Origin of the sequence: Pseudomonas sp. MH9.3, from assembly GCF_034354675.1 — a bacterium.
Classification (GTDB): domain Bacteria; phylum Pseudomonadota; class Gammaproteobacteria; order Pseudomonadales; family Pseudomonadaceae; genus Aquipseudomonas.
This window is the reverse complement of the sequence record NZ_CP133785.1, coordinates 188,931-206,307: the sequence shown is the minus strand read 5'-3', so window position 1 is coordinate 206,307 and position 17,377 is coordinate 188,931. Positions and strand designations below refer to the sequence as shown.

15 protein-coding genes are annotated in these 17,377 nt (G+C 59.2%); 2 read left to right on the top strand and 13 right to left on the bottom strand.

The annotated features are described in order from the left end of the window. Positions 1–22: 22 nt before the first annotated feature. From RHM60_RS00905 to RHM60_RS00875, 7 genes are all read right to left on the bottom strand, one after another. On the bottom strand, positions 23–1,369 hold the full coding sequence (locus RHM60_RS00905; protein ID WP_322213301.1) for an OprD family outer membrane porin: 1,347 nt from the start codon (positions 1,367–1,369) through the stop codon (positions 23–25). A gap of 244 nt (positions 1,370–1,613) precedes the next feature. Further along, on the bottom strand, positions 1,614–2,717 hold the full coding sequence (locus RHM60_RS00900) for an alpha/beta fold hydrolase (protein WP_209981056.1): 1,104 nt from the start codon (positions 2,715–2,717) through the stop codon (positions 1,614–1,616). 56 nt (positions 2,718–2,773) lie between these two features. Then, a complete protein-coding gene (locus RHM60_RS00895; protein WP_209981054.1) occupies positions 2,774–3,742 on the bottom strand; it encodes an isoaspartyl peptidase/L-asparaginase family protein in 969 nt (322 codons plus the stop codon). Continuing rightward, entirely contained in the window at positions 3,739–4,509 is a 771-nt protein-coding gene (locus RHM60_RS00890) for an amino acid ABC transporter ATP-binding protein (protein ID WP_209981052.1), read from the bottom strand. The genes RHM60_RS00895 and RHM60_RS00890 overlap by 4 nt, the downstream gene beginning before the upstream one ends. Continuing rightward, on the bottom strand, positions 4,506–5,600 hold the full coding sequence (locus RHM60_RS00885) for an amino acid ABC transporter permease (protein ID WP_209981049.1): 1,095 nt from the start codon (positions 5,598–5,600) through the stop codon (positions 4,506–4,508). The genes RHM60_RS00890 and RHM60_RS00885 overlap by 4 nt, the downstream gene beginning before the upstream one ends. Positions 5,601–5,602: 2 nt before the next feature. After that, complete coding sequence (locus RHM60_RS00880) at positions 5,603–6,757, bottom strand: ABC transporter permease subunit (RefSeq protein WP_322213297.1); 1,155 nt, start codon at positions 6,755–6,757, stop codon at positions 5,603–5,605. A 35-nt stretch (positions 6,758–6,792) separates the two neighbouring features. Beyond that, the gene (locus tag RHM60_RS00875; protein ID WP_209981045.1) at positions 6,793–7,830 is read right to left on the bottom strand and encodes an amino acid ABC transporter substrate-binding protein; all 1,038 of its coding nucleotides are present in this window, start codon (positions 7,828–7,830) and stop codon (positions 6,793–6,795) included. 158 nt (positions 7,831–7,988) lie between these two features. Between RHM60_RS00875 and RHM60_RS00870 the strand changes: the two genes are divergently transcribed. After that, on the top strand, positions 7,989–8,867 hold the full coding sequence (locus RHM60_RS00870; RefSeq protein ID WP_322213295.1) for a LysR family transcriptional regulator: 879 nt from the start codon (positions 7,989–7,991) through the stop codon (positions 8,865–8,867). Positions 8,868–8,881: 14 nt separating this feature from the next. On the opposite strand, the gene RHM60_RS00865 is transcribed toward RHM60_RS00870, so the two are convergent. The 6 genes from RHM60_RS00865 to RHM60_RS00840 all read right to left on the bottom strand — a co-directional run bounded on the left by RHM60_RS00865 (position 8,882) and on the right by RHM60_RS00840 (position 16,203). Next, entirely contained in the window at positions 8,882–10,519 is a 1,638-nt protein-coding gene (locus tag RHM60_RS00865; protein ID WP_231421766.1) for an ABC transporter substrate-binding protein, read from the bottom strand. A gap of 132 nt (positions 10,520–10,651) precedes the next feature. Then, entirely contained in the window at positions 10,652–11,929 is a 1,278-nt protein-coding gene (locus tag RHM60_RS00860) for an NAD(P)/FAD-dependent oxidoreductase (protein WP_231421765.1), read from the bottom strand. Between the two features lie 69 nt (positions 11,930–11,998). Then, complete coding sequence (locus RHM60_RS00855) at positions 11,999–12,871, bottom strand: GNAT family N-acetyltransferase (protein ID WP_322213294.1); 873 nt, start codon at positions 12,869–12,871, stop codon at positions 11,999–12,001. A gap of 4 nt (positions 12,872–12,875) precedes the next feature. Further along, positions 12,876–13,544, bottom strand: a complete 669-nt coding sequence (locus RHM60_RS00850) for a haloacid dehalogenase type II (RefSeq protein ID WP_231421763.1) — start codon at positions 13,542–13,544, stop codon at positions 12,876–12,878. A gap of 192 nt (positions 13,545–13,736) precedes the next feature. Next, on the bottom strand, positions 13,737–15,092 hold the full coding sequence (locus RHM60_RS00845; RefSeq protein WP_322213293.1) for an aspartate aminotransferase family protein: 1,356 nt from the start codon (positions 15,090–15,092) through the stop codon (positions 13,737–13,739). Positions 15,093–15,117: 25 nt separating this feature from the next. Continuing rightward, entirely contained in the window at positions 15,118–16,203 is a 1,086-nt protein-coding gene (locus RHM60_RS00840; protein WP_322213292.1) for a phosphotransferase, read from the bottom strand. Between the two features lie 295 nt (positions 16,204–16,498). Here RHM60_RS00840 and RHM60_RS00835 point away from each other — a divergent pair, with 295 nt between their 5' ends. After that, positions 16,499–17,176: a GntR family transcriptional regulator gene (locus RHM60_RS00835; protein ID WP_231421760.1), complete on the top strand. Its 678-nt coding sequence runs from the start codon at positions 16,499–16,501 to the stop codon at positions 17,174–17,176. The last annotated feature ends 201 nt before the right edge of the window (positions 17,177–17,377 follow it).

The following is a 17,377-nucleotide window of genomic DNA, read 5'->3' as shown; positions in this document are numbered from 1 at the left end:
GCAACTTCTCCTCCCGTTGGCCTTACATGAAGTTATAGGTGTAATCGAAAATAAGGCGGGTTTGATCGGTATTGGATCCCCCCGAGCCGTCGCCTCGATACGCACCGTGTCGCAGCGTCGCGCTCAGGTTTTTCAGCGGTCCTTCCTGCACGGTGTAGGCAACACGCATGTCGCGTTCCCATTCAGAATGATCACTGCCGTTTTTCACGTCCCTGATGTCATCACCGTGCAAGTAGGCGACGCTCATTTTCAAACCGGAGATGCCCATGGAAGCGAAGCTGAAGCTGTATTGGCCGAATGTCGTATTTTCCCCTGCACGGGCGAACTGATTGATCATGCTGTTGGTGAACAGATAGAAATCCGACCCGCCCTGGCCCTCGTTACGCCCACGGCTGTCGGCGATGCTTCCATTATTGACCCACACAAACCCGCCATCATCACTCACGCGCTGATGACCGACCATGATGGAGTGACCACCTAGGGCATAAGTAAACATGGCACTCCATGTCTTGTTGGAAACCTCACCTGTATCTTTTGCGTAACCACCATTGTTGTTGAAGCGATAACCCACCTGGCCATTCTTGCCATCGGAGTTGCTATCGAAGTAACGCAGGTCGGTTTTCAGGGTTTGATCATTGCCAATCGGCACCAGATAAACCAGGCCGAGGAAGGTTTGATTGTAAAAATCCTTGAGTTGAGAGTGATAGGCTTGAGCAGTCAAATTCCTGGTGATCTTCCAGTCGGCTCCCGCAAACTGGAAACTGTTGGAGTCCTTTGTTGCGCCGGATACAGACAGACCGGAACTATTGCTGGAGGCACGGCCAACAGCGTCCGTGATCTTGCCAACGTTCAGCGTTACATCATTGAATACTTTGGAAGTTAACATACCGCCCTGGAAAGTCTGCGGCAGCACACGACTTTCGCTGGCATTGAGAATCGGCAGTTCAGGACTTAGTGCATTGCCCACCTTCAGCGTTGTATCGGCGAGTTTGACCTTCACGTTGGCGCCCGCGCGACTCCAGGTCTGTTCAGCAGAGCCATCCGAATCGCTTGGCGAAAACGTGTTTTTATCCGGATGATGCCCCCTGCCCCCATCCAGATGAATCCCCGTGAGCACTTGCGCATCCAGGCCCAGGCCAATCGTGCCTTGGGTATAGCCCGACGCATAATTGAAGAGCAGCCCCTGGGCGGCTTCCTTTTGATCCGCACCACCGGCGCGGTTGTCGTTATTGAAATACAGGGTGCGCGAGCTGATGCTTGCCTTGGATCCAGAGATAAAGTCGCCTGCGCCTGCTGCTTCGCCGGCATATACGCTGAACGACGATACGTTGGCGAGCGCAATGGCCACCGCCAGAGTTTGCTTGTTCATACTGCCCCCAAATAGTGTGCCAACGAACGTGGCTTATTAACACCGCAGCGATAAGCAGCGCTTTTTTATAGTTGAATGGGTCCGCGGGCCAGCCCATCAATGATGATCACTGACGGGCACCCCTGAGATTAATGAAAACGCTGGAACTTTCTGACCTGTTGACTAACAGTATCCAAACGCGGAGCGTCTTATTGGCGCGCTAACTCATGGAGCGCTATCAAAAGACGCTTTGAGTCCACGCTGGTTATTTAGCGCCCGTTATAACCGGACAGGTCTTGGGTGTCGGTTGATCAAACAACACAGCCATCCCGCAGTTGGAGGTAAACATTTTCAAATTATCGTGGCCGACGCCTGGCACCATGACCACCTTCTGTTTCAAGTGCGCCGGGTGCCGCTTTTTCATGTAATCGAAATAAGCGCGTCCTCGCGCGAGCCGATAAGGCCCTTGCGACATACCCGCGCATGACCGATCGATGAAGTGTTTGTAGGGGTCTGTGTCTGCCTCACCGAGCAGGTACACGACATTGCGCGCGGCATAGTCGGACTCCAGCGTTTTCACATTCTGCGATGACACATACTCGGGGCCGTCCTTGAGTTGATATTTCCATTTGGTCGCTTCCGGGCACGCACCGCCTGCCAGAGCCTGGCTGTCGGGGCGTTCGTCACTGAAGTACAAATAGCTGGATGGATTGGCAACCACGTAGCGAAGATCGATATGGGCACGCGTCAATATCGGATCGGCGCGCCCCACTACGGCATAACGTTGCAGGATCTGCGCGCCGGCCGAGTGCCCCATCAACACCACGCTGGACAGCGCCGGGTACAGACGTTTATCGGCAAAATGCTCGAGCAGCGCGTCAAGCGCCGCGAAGGAACTGAGGGGCACAGGCCCGACCGCCGCCTCTCCACCTTTCCAGCCCTCCTGCGTCCACGCCAGACTCCGGGCAGGCAGCGAAAAGGCTTTCACATCCGGAGCCGTCAGAAATTGCGGGGCAACCATCATTGCCCCTTTGCCCAGCGATCCAGCGCCCGCGAGGATCTGTTGACCCGTTGCGAAATAGGTGTCGGCGTTTCTGAGCGTGCCATGTATGACGATAAACACTTTCGTGACGTCCGGCGCTACCGCGTTGATATCGCCACTGGCAAACACCGGAATCACGCCTTCGCCGCTCGGGCCACGGACCAGCAGTTGCTGATTGCCTACTTTTTTAACCGGTTCATCCAGTACGGCGTCGGCGTTGGCAACCACCGCTTTAGGCGGTAACTGCTGACATCCGTACAGTGCGATGGACAAGGGGACACACAGCAGAACACCTTTGGCGTTCTTCAACGTTTTTATTATTTTCATCATTGCGCTCCAGGTTGAAGGGGTCTTCATCACAACATCAACATTCGTCAAAACGCTCAGGTCGTTGCCTCTTGAACGTGCAACCGATCCTCTGCGGCGTAGATCGCCGTATGCAGCCCGCCCTCGGCATCGCGCCAGGCGCGGTACATGCCGGGTGTATTGAACACCAGCGCGGTGTCACCGTTGGGGGCCACGGCAACCACGCCGCCGTTGCCGCCCACCGCTTTCAGCTCACCCAGCACCACCTGGTCGCACGCCTTGCGCAGTCTGGCGCCGGCGTATCGCATGCGTGCGGCGATGTCGTGGGCGACGGCACATCGAATGAAAAACTCGCCATGCCCGGTGGCGGAAATAGCCGCGCTGCGGTTGTCGGCCCAGGTGCCGGCACCAATCAGCGGCGTATCACCGATGCGTCCGTAACGCTTGTTGGTAATGCCGCCGGTGGATGTCGCTGCGGCCACCTGGCCGCTGCGATCCAACGCCACCGCCCCCACCGTGCCGAACTTTTTCTCGATACCGCCGGGTTCCAGGCTGAGCGTTTGCGGGCTCAGGCGCTGGGCTTGCCATTGCCTGCGGCGCAGTTCGGTGTCGAACCATGCATTGTCGACCTGCTCCAGCGCCTGGGCGGCAACGAACTGGTCGGCACCGACGCCAGACAACAGCACGTGGTCGCTGTGTTCGAGCACCGCACGCGCAGCCTTGATGGGGTTGCGCGCAAAATGGATCCCGGCCACGGCGCCCGCTTCACGGTGGTCGCCGCTCATGATCGCGGCGTCCATTTCATGATCGCCCTTGTCCGTGAATACGGCGCCTCTGCCCGCGTTGAACCAGGGACACTCCTCAAGTTCCACCACGCTGGCCTGGGCGGCGTCGAGCGCGCTGCCGCCCCCCTCCAGGATGCTCAGTCCGGCCTTGAGCGCGCTCAGCAGACTGGCGTGCACGGCGTTCTCGTCTTCGGCGCTCAAAACGCCCGCTTGCAGGACGCCGGCCCCGCCGTGCAACGCGATTGCGATAGGAGATGTCATGCCGGCTGCGCCCCATGGTTCAGAATCTGGTTGAGGAAGCGTTGCGTGCGTGGCGACTGCGGCGAATGGAAAAACTCGGAAGGCGGCGCCTGCTCAATGATTTCTCCACCATCCATGAACACCACACGGTCGGCCACCTTGCGAGCGAAACCCATTTCGTGGGTCACACAGATCATGGTCATGCCGTCTTCGGCCAGGCCGGTCATCACCTCAAGCACTTCGGCGATCATTTCCGGGTCCAGTGCGGAGGTCGGCTCATCGAACAACATGATCCGTGGCTGCATGCACAGTGCGCGCGCGATGGCGATGCGTTGCTGCTGGCCGCCGGAGAGCTGCGAGGGATACTTGTTGGCGTGATCACGCATCATCACCTTGTCCAGCAACTGCAAGGCGCGCTCGATGGCTTCGGCCACCGGCACACCCAGGTTGGCCGTTTGAGGAAGGGTGCAATTCTTCAGCACCGTAAGGTGCGGGAACAGATTGAAGCTCTGGAAACACATACCCACCTGGCGACGCAACTGCTCCAGATGCTTGCCGTCAAGTGCGTGGCCCAGGACTTCGATCGTGCCCTGCTGGTGCTGCTCGAGCTGGTTGATGCAACGAATGAGCGTCGACTTGCCGGAGCCCGAAGGCCCGCAGATCACCAGCTTTTCACCCGGCGCCACCGACAGTGAAATATCGCGCAGCACGTGGGTCTGTCCGTACCACTTGTTGAGGTTTTCGATACGCACGACAGGGCCGACATCGGTGTGATTGGCAATGTTCATGAGCGGTCATGCTCCAGGTTATTTTCGAGATGGCGGGCATAGCGCGACAACGCGAAGCAAATAATGAAGAAGTACAGAGCAAGGAAGATGTAGATCTCGTGGTCATGCCCCGCCCATTCAGCGGACGCGGCCGTGCTGCTGGCGATGCCGACGATGTCCAGCACGCCGACAACCATCACCAGCGTGGTTTCCTTGAACAGGCCGATAAACTGGGTCAACAGTGGAGGAATGGTCTGCCGGAGCACCTGCGGCAGGATGATGTGCCCCATGGTTTTCCAGTAACCGAAGCCCAGCGCCTGCGCCGCCTCGTATTGCCCCTTGGGCAAGCTCTGCAAGCCGCCGCGCACGGTTTCGGCCATGTAGGCCGCGGTGAACAGGATCAGCACCACCTGCACCCGCAGCAGAATGTCGAACGCCACACCCGGCGGCAGGAACAACTGGATCATCAGCGACGCCATGAACAACAGGCTGATCACCGGTACCGAGCGCACCAGCTCGATGTACAGCACGCAGAGAAGGCGGATGACCGGCTTCTTCGAGCGCCGCCCCAGCGCCAGCAGAATGCCCAGCGGCAGCGCGAAAATCATGCCGATGGTGCCCAGCATCACGGTCACGGTCATGCCGGCAAACTGCGTTGACGAAACGCCTGGCAGGCCTGCGCCGCCCTTGAGCAGCCACCACATCAGCAGCGGCAACATCACCAGGTACGCCAGTAAGGCGCGGCGGTCCAGACGCTTGAAAAACAACAGGACAAACGCACCGACCGCCAGCAGGAATGCCAGGTTGACTCTCCAGCGCTGAGCTTCCGGGTAGAAACCGTAAACGAAGAGATTCCAGCGCTCGATGACCGGTAACCAGCAGGCGGCGTTAGGGTTGCAGGCGTCGCGGGTGCTGCCGACGAACGTCGCGTCCAGCACCAGCCAGTTGAGCGCCTTGGGGATGCACACTGCCAGCAAAGCTAGCACCAGCAGGGTCAGCAACGAGTGGCCGACACTGGGGAACATCGACTGGCGCACCCAGCGCCAGACGCGCACCGAGAGGGTCGACTGCGGTGGCAAACGCACCGGGACGATATGAGTCAATTCGTTCATGCTCAGTGCCCCCGCTTGCCGATGCGATAGTTGTAAACGTTCATCGCCAGAGAAATCACCAGGCAGATCACGCAATAGGTCGCCATCACCAGCACAATGCATTCGATAGCCTGCCCCGTCTGGTTCAACGTGGTGCCGCCAGTCGACGACACCAGTTCCATGAACCCAACCACAACGCCAAGCGATGAGTTCTTGACGATGTTCATGTAGGTGTTGGTTATTTGCGGGACCATGGCGTAAAGCGCTTGCGGTGCAATCAGCTGACGCATGGCGGTGCCTCGCACAAAGCCCAGCGCCTTCGCTGCTTCGTACTGGCCTCGGTGCACCGCCTGGATGGCGGCACGCACCGTTTCAGCGATGTAACTGGCGCTGTAGAAAGAAAGCGCCAGCCACAGCGCCAGCAACTCCGGCACCAGGGTGGCACCGCCGTGAAACCCGAAGCCCTGGCGGGTCGGCACGTCCCAGTGCAACGCAGTACCGCTGGCCGCGTACACCAGCAGCGGCAGCAATAACGCGCACGCCAGCACCCAGGGCCAGCGGCGTGGCGTAATACCACGCCAGCGGGCACGGGCATCACGGCACTTGAAGGCGACGATGGCGGACAGTGCGCCCACGCCCATTAACACCAGGCCCCAGCCGACGGCTGCGCCCTGCTGCGGCCACGGCACCTGCAGGCCCGCGTTGCTCAGGAAAAACACGTCTGCCAGCGAGAAAGCCTGGCGGACGCTGGGCAGTGCGAGCATCAATCCGTACCACCAGATCAGATGCACCACCAACGGGACGTTGCGCAGAAACTCGATACTCATCCCGCACAGGCGATTGACCAGCCAGTTTTCCGAAACCCGGCCAACGCCCAGCAGCACACCGATCAGCGTTGCCAGCACGATACTGATGACTGACACCAGCAAGGTATTGAGCAGGCCAACGAGATACGCCCGCCCGTAGCTGTCGGAGGGCGTGTAGTCGATCAGCTGGAAACTGATGTCGTAGCCTGCCCGGTCCGTCAGAAAGCCGAAACCGGACGCAATGTTCAGGGCTTTGAGGTTGAGGCTTGCGTTGTGTGCCAGGCCATAAAACACCAGCACCACCAGCAGCAGCACGAGCCCCTGCTGCAGCGCACTCAGCAGGCGTGCACGGTTAAAACGTTGGGTCAGCATGACGACATCCCGTTTCGTTGATTGAAGTTGGCCACTCAGCGGATCGGCGGCGCATACAACAACCCGCCGTCTTTCCAGAGGCGGTTCATTTCACGGGGGAAGTTCAAACCGGTTTGTGGACCGAGGTTACGGTCATAAATCTGCGCGTAGTTGCCGACCTGTTTGATCGCCCGGTACGCCCAATCGCTGTCCAGGCTGAACGCCTTGCCGACGTTGCCATCGGTGCCCAACAAACGCGCGACGTCGGCTGACGCGGTTTTGTCCGCGTGCAGTTTATCGACGTTGTCGGAGTCCACGCCCAGCTCTTCGGCCGTGATCAACGCATAGGCGGTCCAGGTCACGATGTTGCGCCACACGGCATCGCCCTGCGCGACGTAGGCCCCCAGCGGTTCCTTGGAAATGACCTCAGTCAGCAGCGGGTAATCGTCAGGCTTGTTGAACAACGCGCGGCGCGCCGCCAGGCCGGACATGTCGTTGGTGATGGCATTGCACCGGCCCTTCTGGAAGGCGGCGAACAGTTCAGGGCTCTTCTCAATGACCACCGTGCGGAAGGTCAGGCCGCGCTTGCCGAAATAGTCTGCAAGGTTCTGCTCAGAGGTGGTGCCTGGCGACAGGCAGAAGGTCGCGCCTGCCAGGTCGGTGAGCTTGGCGATCTTGTCCTCGGCGTGCGTCATGAAGCCTTGCCCGTCATAGAACCAGATCGCCGTAAAGTCGACGCCCAGGCTCGCCACGCGGTCCGCCGTCCATGAAGTGGAACGCGACAGCACGTCAATTTCGCCAGAAGCCAGCGCGGTGAAACGGTTTTTGCCGGTGGTGGCAATGAACTCCACCTTGTTCGCATCGCCCAGCACTGCAGCCGCGATGCCTCGGCAAAGGTCAGCATCCATGCCGGTCCATCGGCCCTGGTTATCGATGATCGAAAACCCCGGCTTGTCGCTGGCGACGCCACAACGCAGGCTACCGTGCGCTTTTACGTTTTCCAGCACACCTGCCTGTGCCGTGCAGGCGCCGAACAGGATCAACGCCAGCGAGCACGTCTTGAGCAACGCGTTCAGACCATTCACTTTATGCATAACATTGCCCCAGAGCGGTAGTTGTTCTTATGATCGACGATGCACCCAAAGGGTCTTTGCAGGCTTGGGTTCGTCAATACAATAACCAGCCATCGAAAGGTAACGTTAGCGCCGATTGATTCACTTTCCAGTTCGGCCTATCGACTATTGGAATAACTATGGATATTGAGTGGTATGAGGATTTCCTCGCATTGGCAGACACGGGAAAATTTACCGCCGCTGCGAGCATGCGTGGCTCATCGCAATCCGCCTTGAGTCGGCGCATCCAATTGCTGGAAACGCGCCTGGGCGCAGTCCTGATCGACCGCAGCAAGAATCCCATCCGCTTGACGGTCGCCGGCCAGGCCTTGCTGCCGAACGCCCTGGAACTGGTACGTCTGGCGCGCGACTGTGAGCAGAGCGTGAAGATTCTCGACTGCCCGTTGAGCTTCGCATCGCTGCACACCCTGGCCTGCAATTTCTTTCCGGACTGGATCAGCCACGCAATGCCGCCAGGCGAGCGGGTGTTTACCCGCATCGACACCAGCTACCGCAGCACGGATGATTACTACATGGCCTTGTTGTCCGGCCGCTGCGACTTCATCCTGTTTTATCGGGAAGCCGAATCGCAGGCTTACGCCCAGCGTGAGGAGTTCGAAACACTGTCGCTGGGTCACGACGAGCTTTATTGGGTGGCCACGCCCCAACTGGCCGAGCATTGCACTCAGTCAGATGGCCCGATTCCGTGGCTGACCTATTCGCGCAGCGCCCAATTGCACGAACTCTCGCGCACCCAGGTCAGTCGCCACCCTCAACCCGAACGCCTGCAACGGGTATTCGAAGCGACGGTGTCCGAGGCGCTCAAATCCATGGTCGCCAACGGCCACGGTGTCGCTTGCATGCCCCACACCATGGTCGCGGGGATGATTGAACAGGGCGAGCTGGTCAGGCTGTATCCGCAAATGGAGCCTGACCATCTCGAGGTCATACTGGTGCGCTGGCTGGGTAACCGCAACACGCAGGCGCAAGCATTATGGGCGCGTCTGGCGGGCGCCTGATTGCACCGCCTCGATCAGGCATCCAGCCAGACTTGCTCGGCGAACATATAGCCCATGAAACCGCCCAGCGGATTGGCGCCATAGCCTTTGACGCGCTGATCGACACCGTCAATGTTGCTGATGAACACCGGTACGCCAATGCCGCAATGATCGTGCACCAGTGTCTGCATGTCGGCGTACATAGTGCCGCGCTTGGCGTCATCGGTTTCGGCACGGGCCAGCAGCAGCAACTGGTCGAATTGCTCGTTCTTCCAGGCGGACTCGTTCCAAGGGGCGTTCGACTTGAAGAACTGTGAAAACATCACGTCGGCGTTCGGCCGTGGGTTGATGTTGCCGAACGTCAGCGGGTGCTTGGCCCAGTGATTGCTCCAGTAACCATCACTTGGCATGCGGTTGACGTCGAGCTTGAGCCCGGCCTGTTTCGCCGACTGTTGCAGGAGCACCGCCATTTCAACCGAGCCGGTGGCCGCCGGCGAGGCGAACAGCGGCATGGTGATGCTCTCCATGCCGGCTTTTTTGAGCAGGAATTTGGCTTTTTCCGGGTCGTAGGCGCGTTGCGGCAGCGCGGCATTGAAGTATCGCGCGCTCGGCGCAATCGGGTGATCGTTGCCGACCACGGCAAACCCCCTGAACACGGCGGATACCACCTGCTCACGGTCCAGCAGGTATTTCATCGCCAGGGTAAAGTCCGGATTCTGACCTGGCAGTTGATCCTGCCGGATGATCAGGTCGGTGTAGTTGCCCGAAGGAGATGAAATCACCTTGTGCGTGTTGCTGGCCTTGATGCGCACGGTGGAGCGCGGGTCGACTTCATTGGTGATATGCACATCGCCCGAAAGCAACGCGTTGATCCTTGCAGGTTCGTCGGCAATGCCGATGAATTCGATTTCATCCAGGTAAGGCAGCCCCGGTTTCCAGTAGTGGCTATTGCGCACGGCAATCGAGCGCACGCCGGGCTTGAACTCCTTGACCTTGAACGGGCCCGTGCCGATGCCCAGGTTAAAGTCAGTGGTGCCTTCGGGCACGATCAGGAAGTGCGACACCGCGAGAATCGACATCAGCTCGGCGTTCGGCCCAGTGAGGCGGATCTGCACTTCGTTCTGGCCGAGTGCCTTGATCTCGCTGAACTGCTCTGCCAGCGACAGGACTTTGGAGCCGGAGATGGGGTCCTTGTGCCGCAACAACGAAAACACGACGTCGGCCGCCGTGAGGGGCTTGCCGTTGTGGAAGGTCACCTCTTTTCGCAGGGTGATCACCCAGAGCGTGGCATCGGTGGTCTCAAAGCGCTCGGCCAACTCCAGCTGCGGCACCATGTGACTGTCGAAACGCGTCAGCCCGTTGTAAAACATGTAATGGCGCGTGTAGTCGGTAGAGCCGGAACCCTTGGCCGGGTCGAGGGTGTCAGCGGTGGAGCTGTTCATGCCGGCGACACGGATACGTCCACCGGGCTTGCCTTTGCCGGGGGCGGCCGCTTCATCGGCGAGCAGTTTGCCGGCGGCGCCGAACAGGCTACCGGCCCCGGCGGCGGCGACACCGGCGAGTCCCAGCATCTGCAGCGTTCTGCGTCGAGAGACATCACGATTCAGGCTTTCGAAGACGCGCAGACTTTCCTGGCCGCTGATCAGTTGGGAGTCGATTTCGGTGTCGGTCATTTCAGTTGTACCTGTCGAAAAATGAGAAAAACGGCGTGTCCCGACTGAGCGGAACGTCCTTTCAAACGCGAACGACGGTGATGCCAACATCAATGTAACTAGCGTGCAGCGTGTCACGATCCAGGTCGCGGCTTAGCGCACCAAGTCCTGAAACCGGTAATAGGCGCCCACCAACGGCAGAAACCAGGGGTTGCCGAAATGCCCCGGGATAGCGGGCCAATCAAAGTCCCGCCATGGGTTGAGGTCGGCGCGACCATCGAGCACCTCGGCCATGATCGCGCCCATGTAGGTCGCCATATGCGTGCCGTGGCCGCTGTAACCCATGGAGTAGAACAATCCGTCGTGCTCACCGGCACGGGGCAGCCGGTCGCGGGTCATGTCCACCATGCCTCCCCAGCAGTAATCAATGCGCGTACCGCTCAGCTCGGGAAAAATATCGATCAGCGCTCTTTGCAGGATGACCCCGCTTTTCGCGTCGGAGGCAGGGTTGGACGTGGCAAAGCGCGCACGGCCACCGAACAACAAACGATTGTCCGGCGTGATGCGAAAGTAGTTAACGAAGTTTTTCGTATCGGTGTACATGCGCCGACTCGGCACCAGGCGGTCGAGCATCTCGACGGACAAGGGCTCGGTGACAATGATGAAGGCCCCCACCGGTACGATGCGTCGGCGAAACCAGGAAAGCGGCCCCACCGCAGACGTGCCGGTCGCCAGCAAGACCTGTTTGGCACGCACCTCGCCGCGTGGCGTCTTCACCTGATGCACGGTGCCTGTCTGACGGGACAGGCCAAGCACCGGAGCCTGCTCGTAGATACGCACGCCACGTCGGGCGGCGGCCTCGGCGAGCCCCTGACCATAGCGGCCCACGTGCATGCCGGCACTCTTGCCGAAGAGCAGCCCGCCAAAATAACGGTCTGTGCCGACTTCGCCGCTCAACTGCTCGCGCGTCAGCATGCAAGTGTCGGGGTCGCATTCCTGTGCCATGAGCGCCTGGGACCGGGCCAGCTTGTCGAAGTGCTCAGGCTTTGCCGCCAGTTTGAGCTTACCGACGCGCTTGAAACTGCAGTCAATGTTCTCTTCCGTGATCAGTGACTCCACTTTACTCACGCCAGCGTCAAAGGCGCGATACAGCAGGTTCGCGCGCTCGCGTCCGATAGCGGTCGACAGCGCGTGGTAGTCCTGCGCAAAGCCGTTATTGCACATCCCGCCGTTGCGTCCGGACGCTGCGTTGCCGACCAGCCCGGCCTCGAACACCGCGACCTTTGCGCCCTTTTTGGCCAGCGCGATGGCAGCCGACAGGCCGGTAAAACCGGCGCCGACAATCGCCACGTCGACCTCACCACTGGGCGCGTCACGTTCACCCGCGGCAAACCTGGGAGCGGTGTCCAGCCAATAGGGCATCATCTTCATACGCAACATCCATCCTCTGAGGGTAAGTGGGCCATTGGCGCCATGCAGGCTTTGCAGCGGTTGCCGGGGTCAGCCGATCGACTGGTTGGACAGGGCAAACAATCGCGCATCTGTTTCAACGGCGTTGGGGGTAGCTTGCGTGGTGCGCACCATGGGTGTGGCATGACCCACGCAGGGCAAGCCGTTCTCGCTCAGCCAGGGTGACAAGCCGCTGTCTTCGGTCACGTCGATGCGAATGAAACGGCCTCGATGAGCCTCTGCAAGTGCGGCGATAAGCGCTTTGCCATCCGGCACGGCCTCTGACCCACTGGCAATCACCGGACCGATCACCACGCCACGGCCCCATTCGCGCGCGCAGGCATAAGCCGCCACGCCGTCACCGTGATCAACGACGAGGAGGCTGCCGATGTCGAACAAGTGACTTAACAATGCGCTGCGATCCCTGCCGGTGGCAGCCCGGTCCAGCTGTCGCACCGACGGCTCATCCTCGGCCTGCATGAACCTGACAGGCGCCCCATCATGGCCGGCAAAATGGGACGCCTGCTCCAGCAACGCCTGATGCTGATAAATGCACCCGTGGGCGATGAACCCCAGGCGGGTATACAGCGCCAGGCCCTCTTGGGTGGAATTGAGCATCAGCGTTCGCTCGCCGGTCTGCTGCAACAGAGCGTCCATCAGCGCGCGCCCGATGCCCTTGCCCTGCATGGCTGACGCCACAATGATCATGCCTGCCGTGGCATGGCTTTCGCCTTGCGGCCACCACAGTGCAGTGCCGACCAGTTGGCCCTCTGCCTCCACCGCGAGACCGGCGCCAAGCTCAAAGGCAAAGCGCCAGTCAGCCTCACGGTACGGCCACGCCAAGGCGCGTGAGAGATCGACCGCCTGCGGCAGATGATCTGCGCGCAAGGGCATCACTTGAGGGTCCGCTGATGCGGTTTTCATGGGGTTAGAGTCCGACCAGGCCTGGCAGCCCGCCAATGTCCGGGATCTGGTGATAGCCAAAGGCAGCGTTCGCCGGCTGTTCATGCCCGCGGGCAACGAACGCCTTGTGCTTGATTTTCATGTCGTGGGCAGACATCAGGTCGTAGCGAAAACTTGAGGACACATGCAACACATCCTCCGGCCCGCAACCCAGGTTATCGAGCATGAATTCGAACGCCGCCAGGCGTGGCTTGTAAGCCTGCGCCTGTTGGGCGGTAAAGACTTTATGGAAGGGTGCGCCAAGCTTGTCGACGTTGTGCATGATCTGCTCGTCCATGGCGTTGGAAAAAATCACCAAGGGAATCTTGCCGGCAATTTTTGAAAGCCCTGCGGGTACGTCGGCGTGTGGGCCCCAGGTCGGCACTGCGTCGTAATACAGCTGGCCTTCTTGCCGGTATTCAATCCCCCAACGCGTGCAGGTGTGCGCCAGGGCTGTCTTGAGAATCTCGTCATAGGGTCGCCAGTCGCCCATCACCTGGTCGAGCCGATGGGCTGCGAAGTCCTTGATGAACTGATCCATCCGCTCGGCCGGGACGCGATCGGCGAAAAACTCGCGCGTCAAGGCAGCGGTTTTGAAATTGGTCAACGTGCCGTAGCAGTCGAAAGTAATGTACTTGGGGCGAAGAAAGCTCATGAGTGCAGTCCTGAATGATTAATGAGGTCGCAACGGGTCAAGCCTTACTCGGTGCACACGGCGGTTTGTGATGGATTTATTGAAACACCCCGACGCCCTGTAAACCGATTGAAAGTAACGTTTAACTGGTACAAAACACTGTTTGAGAGGCCTGCTCCGGCAGACTTTGCCGAGGCAGCCGGCGTGTGTTTTTCACAACGCCGCGAAAGCGCTCTCCAGGGCGTCCAGCAGCCGCCCCACCTCCCTTTCGGTCCAGATCAGGGGTGGGCGAATTTTCAGGATGCTTGCGTCAGGTCCCGTGGCGGAAATGAGCACACGCTTGTCACGTAAATGGTTGACCAGCCGCAGTGCGGTTTTCATGTCCGGGGTTTTGCTGGCCCTGTCTGTGACCAACTCGACGGCGAAGTACATGCCCGTGCCGCGCACGTCGCCAATCTGCTCATACCGCTCGGCGAGGTCCCTGAGACCTGCCAGGATCAGTCCGCCGATGCGCTTGGCGTTGAGCATGAGCTGCTCTTGCTGGATGACGTCGAGGGTGGCCTGGGCGGCAGCAATGGCCACGCTGTTACCGCCAAAGGTGTTGAAATAACGCATGTCACGGCCAAAGCTCTCAACCACCTGCGGGCGCACCATCAACCCGGCAACGGGGTAGCCGTTACCCATGGGTTTGCCCATGGTGATGATGTCTGCAGCCACGCCGTGGCGCTGATGGCCCCAAAAATGCGTGCCGCTGCGACCAAATCCCGACTGCACCTCATCGGCAATAAACAGGCCGCCGGCCTTGCGCACCACGTCGGCAATCGGCCCGAACACGTCCACCGGATCACAGAACAGCCCGTCAGACGAAAACAGGCAGTCGGCAATGAAGGCAGCGACCCCGCCGCCATGGCGCTGAATATCCTGGATCTGGGCAGAGACCTGATCGGCCATATAGCGCCCCAATGCTTCACGCGGGATACGGTAAGAATCCGGCGCGGGCACGCGACGTACATAGGGATCGAGTTTGGCATTGGCACCCAGCGACGGCGAAAAAGCCGCCACCGTTGCCGAGTTGCCGTGGTAGGCCTCGCTAGTGACGATGACGCCAGTATTGCCGGTGTGATGGCGTGCAATACGGATTGCCAGATCGTTGGCTTCCGAACCGCTGCAGGTAAACATCATCTGGCCATCGGCCGCCATCTCACCGTCTGCGGTAGCGCGCAATTGCTCGGCATAATCAAGAATCCCCTCCTGCATGTACCTGGTGTGGCTGCACAAGGTGTTCATTTGCTGGGTTATCGCCGCCACAACGCGCGGATGGCAATGCCCTACCGACACCACATTATTGTAGGCGTCCAGGTACTCGTTACCGTCCTTGTCGTAGAGGTAGGCACCCTTGGCGCGGACCACACCTACCGGTTCGTTATAGAACAGCCGATAGCCAGGCCCCAGCAGGTTGGTGCGCCGCTGTATATGCTCGCGCGCCGCAGCGTCCAGGTGCTCGGTATGGGCCGGGTTGAAGCCGTTGGGCATATCACCGCGGACAGCCTCGATTTTTGCATTACTCATTTGAATCCTCACTCTCAAGGATGGATCAATCGGCGAAGGGCATCAGAAGCGCTGACAGGTGTGACGGTGAACGGCCCAGTATCCAGTCCAGCTGAGCTAGGCCTGGGGCAGCATTCCTGAGAATGTAGGCACTGTTTTGCGGAAAAAGCTGCGACCTCCAGGTGGTTAGCAGGGCTCGGGTGACCAGACGCGCCATGACCAGATGGGGAATCAGGGAGAGCTCTTCGGCGGTCAGATCGGCGACACGCAAATACCCCCTCAGCACATCGTTTGCCGGGGCAAAGATATCCACGTCGTTGCCTGCGCCGACCACGCCCAACTGGTTCATCATTGCGGTGGAAACATCAATGGCAATGGCCGTTTTGACGGCGTCACCGAAGTCGATAATGCCGCTGACGGACGTCGGGTTGTGCGGGTCAACGACGATGTTTGAGGTATTGAAGTCGTTATGCAGCACCTGTTTGCGACAACCGGCAATCAAGCCCTCGATGTCCAGGAATCGAGTGAGCGCCTTTTCCAGCAACTGCCGAAGCGCGCGCTCGGGCACGTAGCTCATCAAGGGCTCAAGCGTGCTCAGGTGCTGAACATCCCAGCACACTTTTCGAGACTCGCCCGGGTGGGAAAACCCGGCGGTGGCCAACCTCAGGCGTGCAAGCATTTCGCCGATGTGCTCACGAATTTCAGCATTCGCGCTGGTTTTATCCAGGGGCATGCCCGGCAGAAAACTCATCAGCCTCACGTGCCTGACATCGCCACTGACCGTCTCGATGGGCGTGAGGTACTCACCCTGCAGCGAGGGGTAAACCCTGGGAACCGGAAGCTCAGGGGCCGTATGCTCAATGTGACGCATGACCTCGATTTGCAGCGAAAGCTCAACCGGCACTTCCCGGGGGTTGGAAATTTTGAGAACGCAGGATTTTCCGTCAGCCGTGTCACAGCGAAATGTGTCGTCCTTTTCCGTCGAGAAGCGCGTCAGATCGGCTTTGATCCCGAACTGATCCTGCAGAATCAGCCCGGCCTTTTCTAATGCAATCGGGGTAAAAGGGGCCGCCAGATCGCCCTGCAACGCCGTAAGGCCGTCCGTATCTACAGCTTCGTGCATCTCTCGCATTGCTGAACTCCAGGCCTTGGAAGACCGTGTAGAGCAGCCTTCGATGGAACAATATTGTGCTACAACTTTTTAATTTTAAAGAGGAGAAAATAGAGATTCGCTGAAAATCCGTCTTGAAAAACACACGACTCACGCATAACTATCTGTATTTTAATAAAAAAATTAAATTAAAATTTTTTTGATTTTTTGTAATTGTCGCACAATTTTAGAAACTACTCAGATCCTCACTGGTGCAATATCCCCAACACGTATTAGAATCGCCTTCAGCCGCGCCTCCACCCGGGTCTTGCACGAAATGAATTTTCTGACCACCAACATCCAAGCCCCTGCCGCCAACCTGTCGGCGGTAGAGGTGTTGGCTGCCAAGCTCAAAGCCAGAATCCTGAACGGTGATTTCGAGCCCGGTGAATTTCTGCGCGACATCAAAATGGCGGAGGAATACGAAGTCGCCCGCAACACGTTCCGCAGCGCTGCGCAGCTGCTTGTTTCATTCGGCCTGCTGCTCAAAGTGCCGCATCGCGGCTTTTGCATACCCGAGTTCGGGCCGAACGAAATCGTGGATATCGCCAGGTTGCGCGGGGTGCTGGAAACCGAAGCGGTGCGCATGATTATTCTGAGCGGCGTGATCCCACCTGACGCACTGAGCGCCGTGGAAAAGTTGCGCCAGACCCCCGCCGACGCGCCCCGTTCAGAGGTTGTGGTTGCCGATGGTGACTTTCACCGGGCAATAATCCGCGCCAGCGGCAGCCCGCGATTACAACGCAGCTACGCCATGCTGGAGAGCGAGATCGAATTGCTGCTGGTGCTGCAACAACCCTGCTACGAAGACCCCAAGGACATCGTCGCCGACCACGAGCACTTGATAGAGTGCTTGCGCAGTCGGGATTTCGAGACGGCTCGGGCGGCGTTTGTCGAGCACTGGGAGGATTTGAGCACGAAGCTGTTGCGCGCGAATTTCGAGAGTCGGCGATGAGCGTTATGAATCACCGCATCACCACAACGATCACCCCCCCATACCGCTTCGACAACCGATTGCACAAAACGCCCCTCCATAAAGATTCAGAAAATTCCTTCACCTCGCGTAGGAGCAAACAAGCAAGCGCTCTATAACTGCGTATTCGGCCTGAACATGCCCGCCAGTATTCTGCTGGGCGCCACACGCTCCTTTAAAAAA

Excerpts from the sequence above, each read along its gene's own strand:
- RHM60_RS00905 (WP_322213301.1), bottom strand. The coding sequence starts at position 1,369 with ATGAACAAGCAAACTCTGGCGGTGGCCATTGCGCTCGCCAACGTATCG.
- RHM60_RS00900 (WP_209981056.1), bottom strand. The coding sequence starts at position 2,717 with ATGAAAATAATAAAAACGTTGAAGAACGCCAAAGGTGTTCTGCTGTGT.
- RHM60_RS00895 (WP_209981054.1), bottom strand. The coding sequence starts at position 3,742 with ATGACATCTCCTATCGCAATCGCGTTGCACGGCGGGGCCGGCGTCCTG.
- RHM60_RS00890 (WP_209981052.1), bottom strand. The coding sequence starts at position 4,509 with ATGAACATTGCCAATCACACCGATGTCGGCCCTGTCGTGCGTATCGAA.
- RHM60_RS00885 (WP_209981049.1), bottom strand. The coding sequence starts at position 5,600 with ATGAACGAATTGACTCATATCGTCCCGGTGCGTTTGCCACCGCAGTCG.
- RHM60_RS00880 (WP_322213297.1), bottom strand. The coding sequence starts at position 6,757 with ATGCTGACCCAACGTTTTAACCGTGCACGCCTGCTGAGTGCGCTGCAG.
- RHM60_RS00875 (WP_209981045.1), bottom strand. The coding sequence starts at position 7,830 with ATGCATAAAGTGAATGGTCTGAACGCGTTGCTCAAGACGTGCTCGCTG.
- RHM60_RS00870 (WP_322213295.1), top strand. The coding sequence starts at position 7,989 with ATGGATATTGAGTGGTATGAGGATTTCCTCGCATTGGCAGACACGGGA.
- RHM60_RS00865 (WP_231421766.1), bottom strand. The coding sequence starts at position 10,519 with ATGACCGACACCGAAATCGACTCCCAACTGATCAGCGGCCAGGAAAGT.
- RHM60_RS00860 (WP_231421765.1), bottom strand. The coding sequence starts at position 11,929 with ATGAAGATGATGCCCTATTGGCTGGACACCGCTCCCAGGTTTGCCGCG.
- RHM60_RS00855 (WP_322213294.1), bottom strand. The coding sequence starts at position 12,871 with ATGAAAACCGCATCAGCGGACCCTCAAGTGATGCCCTTGCGCGCAGAT.
- RHM60_RS00850 (WP_231421763.1), bottom strand. The coding sequence starts at position 13,544 with ATGAGCTTTCTTCGCCCCAAGTACATTACTTTCGACTGCTACGGCACG.
- RHM60_RS00845 (WP_322213293.1), bottom strand. The coding sequence starts at position 15,092 with ATGAGTAATGCAAAAATCGAGGCTGTCCGCGGTGATATGCCCAACGGC.
- RHM60_RS00840 (WP_322213292.1), bottom strand. The coding sequence starts at position 16,203 with ATGCGAGAGATGCACGAAGCTGTAGATACGGACGGCCTTACGGCGTTG.
- RHM60_RS00835 (WP_231421760.1), top strand. The coding sequence starts at position 16,499 with ATGAATTTTCTGACCACCAACATCCAAGCCCCTGCCGCCAACCTGTCG.